At 71.4% G+C, this 15568-nt stretch carries 12 protein-coding genes; 2 read left to right on the top strand and 10 right to left on the bottom strand.

Annotated elements, in window-relative coordinates:
• Positions 1-55: 55 nt before the first annotated feature.
• The 9 genes from ACWEOH_RS09595 to ACWEOH_RS09555 all read right to left on the bottom strand — a co-directional run bounded on the left by ACWEOH_RS09595 (position 56) and on the right by ACWEOH_RS09555 (position 10349).
• Positions 56-1588: a CoA-acylating methylmalonate-semialdehyde dehydrogenase gene (locus ACWEOH_RS09595; protein ID WP_452030370.1), complete on the bottom strand. Its 1533-nt coding sequence runs from the start codon at positions 1586-1588 to the stop codon at positions 56-58.
• A gap of 3 nt (positions 1589-1591) precedes the next feature.
• Complete coding sequence (locus ACWEOH_RS09590; RefSeq protein WP_452030368.1) at positions 1592-2920, bottom strand: aminotransferase class III-fold pyridoxal phosphate-dependent enzyme; 1329 nt, start codon at positions 2918-2920, stop codon at positions 1592-1594.
• 127 nt (positions 2921-3047) lie between these two features.
• Complete coding sequence (locus ACWEOH_RS09585; RefSeq protein WP_452030366.1) at positions 3048-4190, bottom strand: ABC transporter substrate-binding protein; 1143 nt, start codon at positions 4188-4190, stop codon at positions 3048-3050.
• Positions 4191-4288: 98 nt separating this feature from the next.
• Positions 4289-5131 (bottom strand): ABC transporter permease, encoded by an 843-nt coding sequence (locus tag ACWEOH_RS09580; RefSeq protein WP_452030364.1) that lies wholly within the window; start codon positions 5129-5131, stop codon positions 4289-4291.
• Positions 5128-6045 carry an ABC transporter ATP-binding protein gene (locus ACWEOH_RS09575; protein ID WP_452030363.1) on the bottom strand — a complete coding sequence of 306 codons (918 nt, stop codon included), beginning with the start codon at positions 6043-6045 and terminating at the stop codon, positions 5128-5130. Before ACWEOH_RS09575 ends, ACWEOH_RS09580 begins: the two co-directional genes overlap by 4 nt.
• On the bottom strand, positions 6042-6965 hold the full coding sequence (locus ACWEOH_RS09570; protein ID WP_452030361.1) for an ABC transporter permease: 924 nt from the start codon (positions 6963-6965) through the stop codon (positions 6042-6044). The genes ACWEOH_RS09575 and ACWEOH_RS09570 overlap by 4 nt, the downstream gene beginning before the upstream one ends.
• Positions 6962-7978: a TIGR03842 family LLM class F420-dependent oxidoreductase gene (locus ACWEOH_RS09565; RefSeq protein ID WP_452030359.1), complete on the bottom strand. Its 1017-nt coding sequence runs from the start codon at positions 7976-7978 to the stop codon at positions 6962-6964. Before ACWEOH_RS09565 ends, ACWEOH_RS09570 begins: the two co-directional genes overlap by 4 nt.
• A 56-nt stretch (positions 7979-8034) precedes the next feature.
• Positions 8035-9471 carry a dihydropyrimidinase gene (gene hydA, locus ACWEOH_RS09560; RefSeq protein WP_452030358.1) on the bottom strand — a complete coding sequence of 479 codons (1437 nt, stop codon included), beginning with the start codon at positions 9469-9471 and terminating at the stop codon, positions 8035-8037.
• Positions 9472-9500: 29 nt separating this feature from the next.
• Positions 9501-10349 carry a nitrilase-related carbon-nitrogen hydrolase gene (locus tag ACWEOH_RS09555; protein ID WP_452030356.1) on the bottom strand — a complete coding sequence of 283 codons (849 nt, stop codon included), beginning with the start codon at positions 10347-10349 and terminating at the stop codon, positions 9501-9503.
• Positions 10350-10610: 261 nt separating this feature from the next.
• Here ACWEOH_RS09555 and ACWEOH_RS09550 point away from each other — a divergent pair, with 261 nt between their 5' ends.
• Positions 10611-12020 carry an aminotransferase-like domain-containing protein gene (locus ACWEOH_RS09550; protein ID WP_452030354.1) on the top strand — a complete coding sequence of 470 codons (1410 nt, stop codon included), beginning with the start codon at positions 10611-10613 and terminating at the stop codon, positions 12018-12020.
• Between the two features lie 49 nt (positions 12021-12069).
• Here the strand turns inward: ACWEOH_RS09550 and ACWEOH_RS09545 are convergent, their stop codons facing one another.
• A complete protein-coding gene (locus tag ACWEOH_RS09545; RefSeq protein ID WP_452030353.1) occupies positions 12070-14157 on the bottom strand; it encodes an elongation factor G in 2088 nt (695 codons plus the stop codon).
• Between the two features lie 227 nt (positions 14158-14384).
• Between ACWEOH_RS09545 and cofD the strand changes: the two genes are divergently transcribed.
• Positions 14385-15449, top strand: a complete 1065-nt coding sequence (gene cofD, locus ACWEOH_RS09540) for a 2-phospho-L-lactate transferase (protein WP_452030351.1) — start codon at positions 14385-14387, stop codon at positions 15447-15449.
• The last annotated feature ends 119 nt before the right edge of the window (positions 15450-15568 follow it).

Below are 15568 nucleotides of genomic sequence, written 5' to 3'. Positions count from 1 at the left end.
CGAGATCATCGCATGCGGCCGGCCCCGCGCGGGAGCCGGCCGCAGTCGCGGTCGATCAGTCGTGCTGCGGGAACCCCAGGTTCAGGCCGCCGTGGCTCGGGTCGAGCCAGCGCGAGGTGATCGCCTTCTCCTGCGTGAAGAAGTCGAACCCGCGCGGGCCGTAGGCCTTGGCGTCGCCGAACAGCGAGTCCTTCCAGCCGCCGAACGAGTGGTACGCCACGGGCACCGGGATCGGCACGTTGATGCCGACCATGCCGACCGTCACCTCGCGCTGGAAGCGCCGCGCGGCGCCGCCGTCGTTCGTGAAGATCGCGGTGCCGTTGCCGTACCGGCTCGAGTTGATGAGGTCGAGGCCGTCCTCGTAGCCGTCGACGCGCACGATCGACAGCACCGGCCCGAAGATCTCGTCGCGGTACACCGCCGACGACGTGGGCACCTTGTCGACGAGGGTCGGCCCGAGCCAGAAGCCGTCGGGCTCGCCGTCGACCTCGGGGTCGCGTCCGTCGACCACCACGGTGGCGCCGTCGGATGCCGCGACGTCGAGGTACCCGGCGACCTTGTCGCGGTGCTCGCGCGTGATGAGCGGGCCCATGTCGCAGCCGCGGGTGCCGTCGCCGGTGGTGAGCCGCGACATCCGCTCGGCGATCTTGTCGACCAGCTCATCGGCGACGGAGTCGACGGCGACGACGGCCGAGATCGCCATGCAGCGCTCGCCCGCCGAGCCGAAGCCCGCGTTCACGGCGGCGTCGGCCGCGAGGTCGAGGTCGGCGTCGGGCAGCACGAGCATGTGGTTCTTCGCGCCGCCGAGCGCCTGCACGCGCTTGCCGTTGGCCGTGGCCGTCGAATAGATGTACTGCGCGATGGGCGTCGAGCCGACGAACGAGATCGAGCGAACGGTGGGGTGGTGCAGCAGCGCGTCGACGGCGACCTTTTCGCCGTGCACGACGTTGAGCACGCCGTCGGGCAACCCGGCCTCCTGCATCAGTTTCGCCAGCCACACCGACGCGCTCGGGTCCTTCTCCGACGGCTTCAGCACCACGGTGTTGCCCGTCGCGATCGCGAGCGGGAAGAACCACAGCGGCACCATGGCCGGGAAGTTGAACGGGCTGATGATGCCGACCACGCCGACGGGCTGGCGCGTCGTGTAGACGTCGATCCCCGTCGAGACGTTCTCGGAGTACTCGCCCTTGGTGTAGCCGGGCATCGCGCAGGCGAGCTCGACGACCTCGAGTCCGCGCGCGATCTCGCCCGCGGCATCCGACGTCACCTTGCCGTGCTCGCTCGTCAGGATGTCGGCGAGCTCGCCGGAGCGCGCGTTCAGCAGCTCGCGGAACTTGAACATCACCTGCTGGCGCTTGGCGATCGAGGTGTCGCGCCACGCAGGGAACGCGCGGGCGGCGGCCTGCACGGCGAGGTCGACGTCCTCGGTGGAGGCGAAGCGCACGCGCTTCGTCTCGACGCCGCGTGCGGGGTTGTAGACGGGCCCCGTGCGGTCGGAGGCACCCGGCGCGGATGCCCCGTCGATCCAGTGCTCGACGGTCGTCGTCGTGGCGGCCGACGTCTGGTTCTCGGTCAGTGTCTGGCTCATGAGTCAGCCCTCTCCTTCGAGTGCGGTGCTCAGTACTTCATCGTAGATCGGCATCGCCTGGGCGACGTCCTCGACCGTGACGACGCACGGGGGCACCACGTGGATGCGGTTGTCCTGGATGAACGGCAGCAGCCCGCGCGCCACCAGTCCGGACTTGATGCGGCCCATGGCGGCCGCGGGCAGCGGCTCGCGGGTCTCGCGGTCGGCCACGAGCTCGACGGCCCAGAACACGCCCTCGCCGCGCACCTCCCCGATGACCTCGTGACGTTCGGCGAGCTCGACCAGCGCCGGGCCGATCTCGGTCTCGCCGATGGCACGCGCGTTCTCGACGACGCCCTCGGACTCCATCGCGTCGAGCGCGGCGACGATCGAGGCCATCGCGAGCGGATGCCCCGAGTACGTGAGCCCGCCCGGGAAGACGCGGTCGTCGAATGTCGCGGCGATCGGGTCGGAGATGATGACCCCGCCGACCGGGACGTAGCCCGAATTCACGCCCTTCGCGAAGGTGATGAGGTCGGGCCGCACGTCGTAGCCGTCGAACGCGAACCAGCGGCCGGTGCGGCCGAAGCCCGCCATCACCTCGTCGAGGATGAGCAGGATGCCGTGGCGGTCGCAGAGCTCGCGGACGCCCGCGAGGTACCCCGGTGGCGGGAGCATGATGCCGGCCGTGCCGGGCACGGTCTCGAGCAGCACCGCCGCGATCGATGACGGGCCCTCCGCCTCGATCACTCGGCGCAGGTGGTGCAGCGCGCGCTCCGACTCCTCCTCGGGCGTCGTCGCCCAGAACTCGGAACGGTAGAGGTACGGGCCGAAGAAGTGCACGTGGCCGCGCGCGAACTCGTTGGGGATGCGGCGCCAGTCGCCCGTCGAGACGATCGCCGCGCCGGTGTTGCCGTGGTACGAGCGGTACGTCGAGAGGATCTTGTCGCGGCCGGTGTGCAGTCGCGCCATCCGGATGGCGTTCTCGTTCGCGTCGGCGCCGCCGTTCGTGAAGAACACCTTGTGGAAGCCGGAGGGCGCGTGGCCGATGATGCGCTTGGCGGCCTCGCCGCGGGCGAGGTTCACCGTCGACGGCGCGATGGTGGTGATGAGCTCCGCCTGCTCGCGGATCGCCTGCACGACGGCCGGATGCTGGTGGCCGATGTTGACGTTCACGAGCTGGCTGGAGAAGTCGAGGTACTCGCGTCCGGCGTGGTCCCAGACGCGGCATCCGCGCCCGCTCGCGACCACGAGCGACGAGAGCTGGGACTGCGCGGACCACGAGTGGAACACGTGGTCGCGGTCGAGGGTGCGGGCGAGCTCGTCGAGGTCCTCGGCGAGGTTCTCGGTCATGGCTTCGGTGCCTTTCTTGTCGGCCGGTGGTCGAGTAGCGCCGGGCGGAGCCCGACGCGTATCGAGACCCGTGGTGGATCTCGATACGCGTCGCCTGACGGCGGCGCTACTCGATCACCGGTGGTATCTAGTTGCCGCCCTCCTCGAGGGTGACCTCGATCGGCTCGTACGACTCGCCGAGCACGTCGACGCCGTCGCCTTCGAGGTTGTCCAGCGCCTGGTCGACGTACTCGTTCGTGTACGCCGTGTCGGGCGGGTCGGTCGTGATGACCTGCGCGCCGTCCTGGTTCTTGGTGCCGAGCGCCATCTCGACCGTGGCATCCCATGCGATCTCGTCGATGTGCCCGATGCCGCCGCTCGAGGGCCAGATCAGCTTGTTGATCTCGTTGGCCATCCAGAGCTGGTGGCTCGTGCCGAGCGTCGATCCGGCGGCGGTCACCGCGTCGGCGGCGGCCTGCGGGTCGTCGCGCTGGTCGATCCAGCCGAGGATGGCGCCCTGGATGAGCTTCACCGCGGTGTCCTGGTACTCCTCGTCGCTCTCCAGGCGCTCGGTGTTCGCCCAGATCGCGTCCTGGAGCATCGAGGTGCCGACCTCGTTCCAGTCGATGACCGAGAAGTCGTCGGGCTGGTAGAGCTCGCCGGTCTCGGGATTCACGGCCTCGAGCAGCTGCGCGTACTCGTTGTAGGTCATCGCCTGGGCGGCGTCGATCTCCTTGTTCAGCAGCGCGTTCATGTCGAAGTTCTGCTGCACGATCGTGTAGCCCGATGCGTCCGCCTCGGTGAGGCCCGCGAAGAGCTCCCACTCGTTGCCGAAGCCCCAACTGCCGACCTGCTTGCCCGAGAGGTCGGCCGGCGTCGTGATCCCGCTGTCGGCCCAGGCGACCTGCAGGGTGCCGCTGCGCTCGAAGATCTGCGCGATGTTCGTGATCTTCGCGCCCGCCTCGATCGACGCGAGCGCCTTCGGCACCCACGCGATGGCGAAGTCGACGTCGCCGGCGGCCAGCACGTCCTGCGGCACGATGTCGACCGCGCCCGGGATGATCTCGACGTCGAGGCCGAGGTCCTCCCAGTAGCCGTTCGCCTTCGCCAGGTAGTACCCGCCGAACTGGGCCTGCGTGAGCCACTGCAGCTGGAGGGTCACCGGCGTGAGGTCGCCGCCTCCGCCGTCGGTGGCGTCGCCGCCGTCGGTGCCCCCGCCGGAGCAGCCGGCGAGCGCCAGCGCGGTCGCCGCGGCTGCAGCCGCGAGCGCTGTGATCCTGTTGCGCTTCATCTGCGTTCCCTCTCTTGGTGATGGTGCTCTGTGGTGCGGATCCGACCGGCAGGGGTGCCGGTGGCGTGGGCCGGGCTCCGTCACCCGGCGTGGCTGGGTCAACGGTGTCGGGAGGCGAGCCTCTCGATCAGGCTGGTGAGGGCGAAGAAGACGAGGCCGAGCAGGATCGCGCCGATGACGAACGCCCAGGCGCGGGCGTAGGCGCTGGATGCCGCGGCGGTCGTGATCGCCGAGCCGAGGCCCTGGCGCGGCCCGCCGAAGTACTCGGCGACGAGGGCCGAGATGACCGCGAGCGACGAGGCGATGCGCAGGCCCGTGAAGAAGTGCGGGAGAGCGGAGGGGATGGTCACCGACCGGGTCTCCTGCCACGGGGTCGCGGAGTACGAGCGCATGAGGTCGCGGTGCACGGGGCGCACCTGCCGAAGCCCGCGGAGCGTGTTGAGGAACACCGGCACGAACGCGGCGATCGACGCGATGATGATGCGCGAGACCTCGGAGGTCGACCCGAACATCGTGTACAGCACCGGCGCGACGGCAACGATCGGCACGACCGCGACGGCCGCGACGATGGGGGCGAGCATGCCGTCGATCGCGCGGATGAACGACGCCACGATCGCGAGCACGACGCCGATGACCGCGCCGATCACGAGCCCGATGAGCGCGTTGAGCCCGGTGGCGAGGGTCGCCTGGAGCACCTGCGGCGCGTACTGCACGAGCTGCGCCCAGATCGCCGACGGGCTGGCGAGCACGAACGGCGGGATCCCGAGCGCGACCACGACGAGCTCGACGAGCAGCACGAGCACGATGAACAGCGCGATCGGCGGCAGCACGAGCCGGGCGAACCGCCGCCACGGGCCGTCCTGGCCGCGACGGCGCTTCGCGGCGGCCGACGACGGCGGCGAGAGCTGGGTCGCGATGGCGGCGTCGGGCAGTCCGGTCATCGCACGTCCACCCCTCGGGCGGCTCCGGCCGCGGCCGCGGCCTCGGGTCCGTGCAGCGCCTCGCGCACGGCGGTGACGCCCTCGAAGAACGCGGCGTCCTCGCGCAGGTCCTCGCCGCGCTCCGCCGCCTCGCCGAGCCGCACGTCGATCTCGTCGGTGATGCGACCGGGCCGCGGCGACATGACGACCACGCGGTCGGAGAGGTACACCGCCTCGGGGATCGAGTGGGTCACGAACACCACGGCCGCGCCGGTCTCGGCGCGGATGCGGAGGAGCTCGGTCTGCATGCGCTCGCGGGTCATCTCGTCGAGCGCGCCGAACGGCTCGTCCATGAGGAGCAGGCGGGGCCGCTCGGCGAGCGACCGCGCGATCGCCACGCGCTGCTGCATGCCGCCCGAGAGCTGGTCGGGGTAGTGCCTGGCGAAGTCGGCGAGGCCGACGAGCTCGACGAGCTCGGCGACGCGCGCCTTCCGGTCGGCGGCGCCGACCCCGTGCAGCTGCAGCGGCAGCTCGATGTTCGCCGCGACCGAGCGCCACGGCAGCAGGCCCGCCTGCTGGAACGCGATGCCGTACGCCTGGTCGACGCGGGCCTGCCGCGCCGTCTTGCCGAAGACGCGGATGTCGCCCTCGGTCGGCTCGTCGAGGTCGGCGATGAGCCGGAGCAGCGTCGACTTGCCGCAGCCCGACGGCCCGATGAGCGAGACGAACTCGCCGGCGTGCACCGTGAGGTCGATGCCCGTGAGCGCCGTGACCGTCGCGCCCTTCGCGCCGGCGAAGATGCGCTCGACCCCGCGGACGACGACGGCCTCGGCCGCGTCGGCGGTCGTCGTCGCCTCGGCGGCAGCGTCGGCAGCGGAGGCTGCGGAGCCGGCGGGCGTCGGGCCGGCGGTCGGCTGGGGCGCGGGGGTGCTCATGCGACGGTCTCCTGTCGGCGGAACGGGCTGAGGAAGGCGGCGAGGAGGGCGACGAAGCCGGCGGCCACGAGGCCGAGCAGCACCGCGCCGAGGATGGGCGCCCACGGCTTCGCGGGGTCGCTCGAGGCGGCGACGGCGGTCTCCAGGATGAGCCGGCCGATGCCGCCCGAGAACCCGACCGAGATCTCGGCCACGACCGTGCCGACCACGGCGTTCGCCGCCGCGAGCCGGAGGGCGGGGATGAGGAATGGCACGCTCGCCGGCAGGCGGAGCCGGAACAGCGTGGTCCACCAGCCCGCCGCGTAGCTGCGCATGAGGTCGAGGTGCGCCGCCTCAGGGCTCTGCAGGCCGCGCAGCGCGCCGACGGCGACCGGGAAGAACGCGAGGTAGCTCGCGATGATCACGACCGACATCCAGCTCTGCCACGAGAAGTCGCCGAACGACAGCCGCGATCCCCAGTTGCGGATGAGCGGCGCGAGCGCGATGAGCGGAACGGTCTGGCTGAGGATGACGAACGGCAGCACCGCCCGCTCGGCGATGCGGAACCCGAGCATGAGCAGCGCCAGGGCGAAGCCGACGACGACCCCGACCAGCCAGCCGAGCGCCGCGACGCCGAGGCTGACGAGTGCCGCGAGGAGCACGACGACCCCGAGCGGAAGTGCGCCCTGCGCCCGCGTCACCGGCTCGACGGCCCGCGCCAGCATGTCCCAGGTGTGCGGCATGGCCTGGTCGCTCGTGCGCGGCAGCAGGCGGATGCCGCTGCCGGTCACGCCCTCCTGCGCGCCGACGAGCCAGCCGTCGGCCGGCCCGACGAGCTTGTACAGCTCCCAGAGCGCGGCGAGCGCGAGAATGCCGAGCGCGCCCCAGAGCACCGCGCGCCATCGACGTGCGCGCCTGGTCGCCGGGGTCGCCGTCGTCATGCCTTCGCCGTGATGTGCTCGGTCATGGCGGGGATCACCGTCTCGCCGTACACGCGCAGCGTCTCCTCCTTGTTGTCGTGCTGGAGGTACCCGGCGAACTGGTCGACGCCGAGCTCCGCGAGCTGCTTGAGCTTGTCGAGGTGCTGGTCGGCCGTGCCGAGCAGGCAGAACCGGTCGATGATCTCGTCGGGCACGAACTCGGTGTGCACGTTGCCGGCCCGCCCGTGCTCGTTGTAGTCGTAGCCCTCGCGGCCCTTGATGTATTCGGTGAGCGCGTCGGGCACCGTGCCGTGCATGCCGTACTTCGCGACGATGTCGGCGACGTGGTTGCCGACCATGCCGCCGAACCAGCGGCACTGGTCGCGCATGTGCTCCCAGTCGTCGCCGATGTAGAACGGCGCGGCCACGCAGAACTTCACCGACATCGGGTCGCGGCCCGCGGCCTCCGCGGCATCCCGCACGTGCTTGATCATCCAGGCGGCGATGTCGACGTCGGCGAGTTGCAGGATGAACCCGTCGCCCACCTCGCCGGCGACCTTGAGCGCCATCGGGCCGTAGGCGGCGACCCACACCTCGAGCTCGGAGCCCCGGCTCCACGGGAACTGGATCGTCGAGCCCTTGTACTCCACCGACCGCGAGTTGCCGAGCTCGCGGATCACGTGGATCGACTCGCGCAGCTCCGCCATCGTCGTGGGCCGCCCGTTCGTGACCCGCACGGCCGAGTCGCCCCGCCCGATGCCGCACACGGTGCGGTTGCCGAACATCTCGTTGAGCGTCGCGAACACCGACGCCGTCACGGTCCAGTCGCGCGTCGCGGGGTTGGTCACGAACGGCCCGACCTTCACGCGCTGGGTCTGCGCGAGGATCTGGCTGTAGATGACGTACGGCTCCTGCCAGAGCAGGTGCGAGTCGAACGTCCACACGTGCGAGAAGCCGTGGACCTCCGCGAGCTTCGCGAGCTGGATCGTGCGCGACGCCGGCGGGTTGGTCTGGAGGACCGCTCCGAATTCCATGGTGTTCCCTTCCCAGGTCTCGATACGCGTGCTGCGCTCGCTACTCGACCACCGGACTAGATGAGGTACTGGCTGAGCCCGCGCTTCAGGTACTTCCCGTCGCCCTTCGCGCCGAGGTACTCGTCGCCGTCGACCACGACCTTGCCGCGCGAGAGCACGGTGTCGACGTGCCCGTCGATCTCGTAGCCCTCCCATGCCGAGTAGTCCATGTTCATGTGGTGGGTCTTCTCGAGGCCGATCGAGGTGTGCCCGTTCGGGTCGTAGACGACGATGTCGGCGTCGGCACCGGGCTGGATGACGCCCTTGCGCCCGGCGAGCCCGAACATTCGCGCGGGCGTGGTGCTCGTGAGCTCCACCCAGCGCTCGAGCGTGATCTCGCCGGTCACGACGCCCTGGTACATGAGGTCCATGCGGTGCTCGATCGAGCCGATGCCGTTCGGGATCTTGCGGAAGTCGCCGAGGCCGAGCTCCTTCTGGTCCTTCATGCAGAACGGGCAGTGATCGGTCGAGACCATCTGCAGGTCGTTCGTGCGCAGCGCCTGCCACATCGCGTCCTGGTGCCGCTCCTCGCGCGAGCGCAGCGGCGTGGAGCACACCCACTTCGCGCCCTCGAAGTGCCCCCACTGCGCGCTCTCAGCGCCGAGCTGCTCCTCGAGCGAGAGGTAGAGGTACTGCGGGCAGGTCTCGCCGTAGACGTTCTGCCCCTTGTCGCGCGCCCAGGCGAGCTGCTCGACGGCCTGCTTCGCCGACACGTGCACCACGTAGAGCGGGGCGCCCGTGAGCTTGGCGAGCATGATCGCGCGGTGGGTGGCCTCCTCCTCCATCTCCCAGGCGCGGGCGATGCCGTGGTAGTACGGGTCGGTCTTGCCCTGGTCGACGAGCTGCTGCGCGAGCACGTCGATGGCCGGTCCGTTCTCGGCGTGCATCATCGTGAGCATGCCCGTGTCGCGCGAGACCTGCATGGCCTTCAGGATCTGCGCGTCGTCCGAGTAGAAGACGCCCGGGTAGGCCATGAAGAGCTTGAAGCTCGACACGCCCTCGTCGGGGAGGCGTCGCATGGCCTCGAGCGAGGCCTCGTTCACGTCGCCGACGATCTGGTGGAACCCGTAGTCGATCGCGCAGTTGCCGGCGGCCTTCTCGTGCCACGCCGCCAGGCCGTCCTCGACGCGCTGGCCGTACGTCTGCACGGCGAAGTCGATGATCGACGTCGTGCCGCCGTGGGCGGCGGCCCGCGTGCCGGTCTCGAAGGTGTCGGATGCCTCGGTGCCGCCGAACGGCAGCTGCATGTGCGTGTGCGCGTCGATGCCGCCCGGGATGACGTACTTGCCGGTCGCGTCGATCACGCGATCGACGGATGCCGCGACATCCGTGCCCAGCAGCGTGCTGCCGGGCTCGAGCACCGCCCGGATCGTCTCGCCGTCGACGAGGACGTCGGCTGCGGCGCGCCCGGTGGCGCTCACGACGGTGCCACCGGTGATGAGGGTCGTCGCCATTGGTTCGCTCCTTCGCGTGGCTCGTCGGGTTACGGCTTCGGGATGGACTTGTAGGAGTCGGGACGGCGATCGCGGTAGAACTGCCACGCGTTGCGCACGTCGCGGATCATGTCCATGTCGAGGTCGCGCACCACGACCTCCTCGTCGGTCTCGGAGCCGTAGTCGCCCACGATGTTGCCCTGCGGGTCCACGAACTGGCTCTTGCCGTAGAAGTTCACGGCGAGGTCGCCGTACTCGTTGTCCTCGAGCCCGACGCGGTTGGCGGCGCCGATGAAGTAGCCGTTCGCCGCGGCGGCCGCCGGCTGCTCGATCTCCCACAGGCGGTTCGAGAGGCCGGGCTTCGTCGCGTTCGGGTTGAACACGATGTGCGCGCCGTTGAGGCCGAGCTCGCGCCAGCCCTCGGGGAAGTGCCGGTCGTAGCAGATGTAGACGCCGATCGGGCCGACGGCCGTGTTGAACACGGGATAGCCGAGATTGCCGGGACGGAAGTAGAACTTCTCCCAGAACTTGTCGAGGTTGGGGATGTGGTGCTTGCGGTACGAGCCGAGGATCGTGCCATCGGCGTCGACGACGACCGCGGTGTTGTAGTAGACACCGTGCTGCTCCTCCTCGTAGATGGGCAGCACCATGACCATGCCGAGCTCCTTCGCGAGCGCCGCGAAGCGCTGCACGACGGGCCCGTCGGCGGGCTCGGCGTAGTCGTAGTACTTCACGTCCTCGGTGATGCCGAAGTAGGGCCCGTAGAACAGCTCCTGGAAGCAGATCACCTGGGCTCCCTGCTCCTTCGCCTGGCGGGCGAACTGCTCGTGCTTGTCGAGCATGGACTCCTTGTCGCCCGTCCAGGTCGTCTGCGTGATGGCCGCTCGGACGATCGTCATGTTGCCTCCTGAGTCGGTCGGCGCCGTTGCCGTCCGCTCGGTGCTCCTGGCATGGGACTCGTGCGCAGGGGTCACCGGGCGATGCGTCGACGCCGAGGGTGGTGGTGCGAGGGACTGCCGAACGGACCGTGCGACCCGTTCTGTTATTGTTCGGCGTGAACATTTCTCTTATGTTTCACATTGTGACGTTGTGATTAATCATGATGTCGCGTGCTCCGTGAGGAGGCAATGGTTCGTGTCAGGTATTCGTGTGGTGCGCACATGACCGAGGTCCGAGTGGATGCCCCTGCGCTCACCGCGCTCGCCGACTTCCCCGACACGACTCCCCGCGGCATCGCCGGGGTCATCGCCCGGCTCGTGAACGCCGGCGACCTCGGCGCCGGAGACCGCCTGCCCACTGTCCGGGAGCTGGCGGGCGCGCTCGGCGTGAGCCCCGCGACCGTGAGCCAGGCATGGCAGGCGCTGTCGCGCGCCGGGCTCATCGAGTCGCGCGGCAGGGCCGGCAGCTTCGTTCGCGGCGCGGCATCCGCTCGGCTCGCCCCGCGGATGCGCGGCATGGCGGCGCCGCACGACCCGGTGCGCCTCGACCTCTCGCGCGGCACGCCCGACCCGCTGCTGCTGCCCGCGCTCGGCCCCGCGCTGTCGCGCGTCTCGGCGCGCGCGGAGACCGGGAGCTATCAGGACGAGCCCGTCATCCCGGGCCTCGCGAGCGTGCTCGCCACGTCATGGCCGTCGCGCGCCGAGGCGATCGTGGTGGTCGACGGCGCGCTCGACGCGATCTCCCGTACGCTCGACCAGGTCGTGCGGTTCGGCGATCTCGTGGTGGTCGAGCATCCGGGGTTCCCGCCGTTCCTCGACCTGCTCGACGCGCTCGGCGCCGAGGCCGTGCCCGTGCCGCTCGACGAGCACGGGATGCTGCCCGGGGAGCTCGCGTCGGCGCTCGCGCGACGGCCGGTCGCGCTGCTGCTGCAGCCGCGCGCGCAGAACCCGACCGGCGCCTCGATGACGGTCGAGCGGGCCGGGGAGCTCGCCCGCGTCATCCGATCGAGCGACGACGCCGACCACCTCGTCGTGATCGAGGACGACCACTCGGGCCTCATCTCGACCGAGGGCGACGTGACGCTCGGCGCGTGGCTGCCCGACCGCGTCGTGCACGTGCGCAGCTTCTCGAAGTCGCACGGGCCCGACCTGCGCATCGCGGCGCTCGGCGGCCCGCGGCAGCTCATCGAGCGCATCATGGCGCGCCGCATGCTCGGACCCGGCTGGACGTCGCGCATGCTCCAGACGATCCTGCTCGACCTGCTCACCGACGGCGCCTCGATCGACGCCGTGGCCGAGGCGCGGCGCCAGTACTACACGCGGCAGCGCGCGCTCGGCGACGCACTCCGCGAGCGCGGCGTCGCCGTCGCGCCGGCCGACGGCATCAACATGTGGGTGCCGGTGCTGAGCGAGCGGTCGGCGCTCGTCCAGCTCGCCGCGGCCGGCATCCGGGTGGCGGCGGGCACGCCGTTCCTCGCCGCATCGGATGCCGCGACGTCGGGCAACGGCGCACGCTCGCGCCGCGACGGCGACTTCGTCCGCGTCACCGTCGGCGTGCTGCGCGACGGCGCCGAAGAGGTCGCGGACGCACTCGCGACGGCCGCGCAGCACCTCGTCGCGGGGGGCTACTGACGCGGCATCCGATCGGCTCGGTCGCGGGGCGGCATCCGCTCGGCGGGACTCAGGCCTTCGCCGTGCTGGGCGCCTTCGCGTAGCGGTCGGGGGTGATCGTGAGCTCGGCCTGGCCGCCCGTCATCGAGCGCAGGTCGAGCACGTAGCGGGCGAGCTCGGCCTCGGGCACGGTCGCCACGACGCGGGCGCGTCCGTCCTCGGCGGACTCCGTCGCGCTGACGCGGCCGCGCCGGCCCGAGAGGTCCGTGAGCACCGTCCCCTGCAGGTCGGACGGCACCGTGACCGTCACGAGCGACACCGGCTCGAGCACGACCGTGCCGGCCTCGGCGAGCGCCGCCTTCACCCCCATCGCGGCGGCCGTGCGGAACGCCATCTCCGACGAGTCGACCGAGTGCGACTTGCCGTCGTAGAGCTCGACCCTGACGTCGACGACCGGATGCCCCTGCGGCCCGCCCTGCGCGAGCGCGTCGCGTGCGCCCTTCTCCACCGCCGGGATGTACGCGCGGGGAACCGAACCGCCGACGACCTTGTCGACGAACTCGAAGCCGTCGCCCGGAGGCAGCGGGGACACCCGCAGCTGCACGACCGCGAACTGGCCGTGCCCGCCCGACTGCTTCTTGAGCTTGCCCTCGGCCTGGGCCGGTCCGGCGATCGTCTCGCGGTACGCCACCGGCGCGGGACCGGTCGTGACGTTGACGCCGAAGATGCGGGCGAGGCGCTCGACCGCCACCGCGACGTGCGTGTCGCCGAGCCCGCGCAGGATCGTCTGGCCGCCGGCGCGCTCGACCACGAGGGTCGGGTCCTCGGCGAGGAGGCGACCGAGCGCGGTCGACAGCTTCTCGTCGTCGGACTGGGAGTTGGGCGTGAGGCTCACCGCGAACACGGGCGCGCGCCGCGGCAGCTGCGCCGGACGCGCGGTGCCGCTCGAACGCGACCAGAGCAGCGATCCCGACGGCGATCCGGTGAGCTTGGCGACCGCGCCGACCTCGCCGGCACGGAGCTCGCCGACGGGCAGGTGCTCGGCACCGCGCAGCCGGAACAGCCCGTGGATGCGCTCGTCGGCGCCGGTCGTCGCGTTGCGCAGCTTGTCGCCCGTGCGCAGCACACCCGACAGCACCTTCAGCATCGAGACCTGCCCGACGAACGGGTCGGCGACCGTGCGGAACACGTGCACGAGCGTCTCCCCGCCCGGGCTCGGCGCGACGCGGTGCTCGGTGCCCGCCGCGGCATCGGCATCGTCGTCGCCGGGCGCCGAGCCGCCGATCACGATCCTGCCGTCGTGGTCGAGCGCCGACGGCGACAGCGCGCAGAGCAGGTCGGCGACGCGGTCGATGCCCGTCCCGGTGACACCGGATGCCACGACCACGGGCACCGCCTCGCCGGTCGCGACCTCCGTGGCCAAGGTGCGCTCGAGGTCCTCGGCCGGCGGCTCCCTGCCCTCGAGGTAGGCCTCGAGCTGCTCGTCGTCGTGCGAGACGATCTCCTCGGTCACCTCGAGGTGCATCCGATGCTCCTCGGCCTCCGCCTCGGGCGGCAGCGGCTCGTCATGGTGGCGACCCGAGTCGTCGTACACGAGGGCGTGCTCGCTCAGCACGTCGGCGATGGCGCGGAACGCCTGCTCCTCGCCGAGCGGCAGCTCGAGCGCCCAGAGCCGGTCGCCGAACGCCGCGTGCAGCTCGCCGAGCACGCGGCGGAAGTCCGCGCGCGCCTTGTCCTCCTGCGTCACGACCACGATGCGCGGCACGCCCGCGGCCTCGGCCGCCGCCCAGGCGAACCGGGTGCCCGCCGTGACGCCGTCGACCGCGCTCACGACGATGAGCGCGACATCCGCCACCGCCAGTGCCGTGTCGACGCCGCCGACGAAATCGGGATGGCCGGGGGTGTCGGCGAGCGTGACCGCGTGAGCCGTGCCGTCGGGGCCGGTCCAGTCGAAGTGGGCAAGGGAGAGCCCGAGGGTCGTGCCTCGCGCGATCTCCTCGGGCTCGTGGTCGCAGACGGTGTTCCCCTGCTCCACCGAACCTGCTCTGCCGATGGCGCCCGCCCGGAACAGCAGGGCTTCCGCCAGTGTCGTCTTGCCCGAGCCTGCCCCGCCCACGAGGGCGATGGTCCGATGGGTCGGGGTCGATGCCGAGTTCATGTGGCCTCCCGCGCCGGTGCGGATCTGTCCGTCCATCGTGTACCCGTCGGCCCGGGATTACCAGAGGGGGTCCGCGCCGATCCTCGCGACGCGCCGCATCGAGTCACGTGTTCTTGCCGCCTCCGCGGCGGCGATCCGGCAGGAACTCGTGAGTCGATGCAGCGGGGACGGCCGAGGCGGACGACACGCGACCACGGCGACCCGCACGACCGCACTAGCGTTGAGGGGTGCGGATCACGGTGCTCGCGGGCGGGGTCGGAGGCGCGCGCTACGTGCGCGGCGTGCGCGAGGAGGTCCGACGGCGGTGGCCCGACGGGAACGGCGGGAGCGCGGGGAGCGCCATCAGCGACGAGACCACCGGGACCGACGGAAGGATCGGGAGCGCGGCATCCGTCGACGTCGTCGTGAACACCGGCGACGACCTGTGGCTCGCGGGCGTGCGGCTCATGCCCGACTTCGACTCGCTGCTCTACGCGCTCGCCGGCGTCAACGACACCGAGCGCGGATGGGGCCGCGCAGGGGAGACCGAGCGCGTCGCCGCCGAGCTGCGGGAATGGGGCGTCGGCTGGCCGTGGTTCACGCTCGGCGACCTCGACCTCGGCACGCACCTCGCGCGCACCGCGTGGCTGCGTGAGGGACGCACCGTGTCCGAGGTGACCGAGCGCCTGCAGCGGCGCTGGCCGCTCGGCGTGCACCTGCTGCCGGCGACCGACACCGAGGTCGACACGCACGTGCTCGTGGCCGACCCCGAGGAGGTCGACGGCGAGCGCGAGCTGCACTTCCAGGAGTGGTGGACGCGGTACCGCGCGAGCCTGCCCGCCCTCGCGTTCCGACAGCGGAACCTCGACGTCGCGCGGCCGGCGCCGGGCTTGGTCGAGGCGATCCTCGGCGCCGACGTCGTGCTCCTCGCTCCGTCGAACCCGGTCGTGTCGATCGGCACGATCGTGTCGATCCCCGGGATCCGCGAGGCCATCGCTCAGACGCATGCACCCGTCGTCGGCGTCTCCCCGATCATCGGCGGCAAGGTCGTGCGCGGCATGGCCGACGCGTGCCTCCCCGCGATCGGCGTCGACACCACGGCCGAGGCGGTCGGCCGCCACTACGGGGCGCGCAGCGCGGGCGGCCTGCTCGACGGGTGGCTCGTCGACGAGTCGGATGCCGCCGCGGTCGACGCCCTCGCCGGAACCGGGCTCGTCGCGGCATCCGTGCCCCTCTGGATGCGCGACCTCGACACGTCGGCCGCTCTCGCCGGCGCCGCGCTGGACCTCGCCGAGCGCCTCCGCGCGTCCTGATCGCACCGGCGGTGCCACGCGACCGCCGCGGCAGTAGGATGACGATGACCCCTCGGTCTGGATCTGACCGATGCGTGCAGCCCGGGATTGGGCCGCGAGTCGCCGACCTCGTCGGAATC

It is taken from the genome of Agromyces sp. NPDC004153 (assembly GCF_053603635.1).
The sequence above is the reverse complement of the archived record's forward strand: the minus strand, read 5'-3'. Positions and strand labels throughout refer to the sequence as shown.

Bases quoted from the DNA above. Each gene is read 5' to 3' on its own strand.
- ACWEOH_RS09575 (WP_452030363.1), bottom strand. From the start codon at position 6,045: ATGAGCACCCCCGCGCCCCAGCCGACCGCCGGCCCGACGCCCGCCGGC.
- ACWEOH_RS09585 (WP_452030366.1), bottom strand. From the start codon at position 4,190: ATGAAGCGCAACAGGATCACAGCGCTCGCGGCTGCAGCCGCGGCGACC.
- ACWEOH_RS09565 (WP_452030359.1), bottom strand. From the start codon at position 7,978: ATGGAATTCGGAGCGGTCCTCCAGACCAACCCGCCGGCGTCGCGCACG.
- hydA (WP_452030358.1), bottom strand. From the start codon at position 9,471: ATGGCGACGACCCTCATCACCGGTGGCACCGTCGTGAGCGCCACCGGG.
- ACWEOH_RS09580 (WP_452030364.1), bottom strand. From the start codon at position 5,131: ATGACCGGACTGCCCGACGCCGCCATCGCGACCCAGCTCTCGCCGCCG.
- ACWEOH_RS09570 (WP_452030361.1), bottom strand. From the start codon at position 6,965: ATGACGACGGCGACCCCGGCGACCAGGCGCGCACGTCGATGGCGCGCG.
- ACWEOH_RS09595 (WP_452030370.1), bottom strand. From the start codon at position 1,588: ATGAGCCAGACACTGACCGAGAACCAGACGTCGGCCGCCACGACGACG.
- ACWEOH_RS09555 (WP_452030356.1), bottom strand. From the start codon at position 10,349: ATGACGATCGTCCGAGCGGCCATCACGCAGACGACCTGGACGGGCGAC.
- ACWEOH_RS09545 (WP_452030353.1), bottom strand. From the start codon at position 14,157: ATGAACTCGGCATCGACCCCGACCCATCGGACCATCGCCCTCGTGGGC.
- ACWEOH_RS09590 (WP_452030368.1), bottom strand. From the start codon at position 2,920: ATGACCGAGAACCTCGCCGAGGACCTCGACGAGCTCGCCCGCACCCTC.
- ACWEOH_RS09550 (WP_452030354.1), top strand. From the start codon at position 10,611: ATGACCGAGGTCCGAGTGGATGCCCCTGCGCTCACCGCGCTCGCCGAC.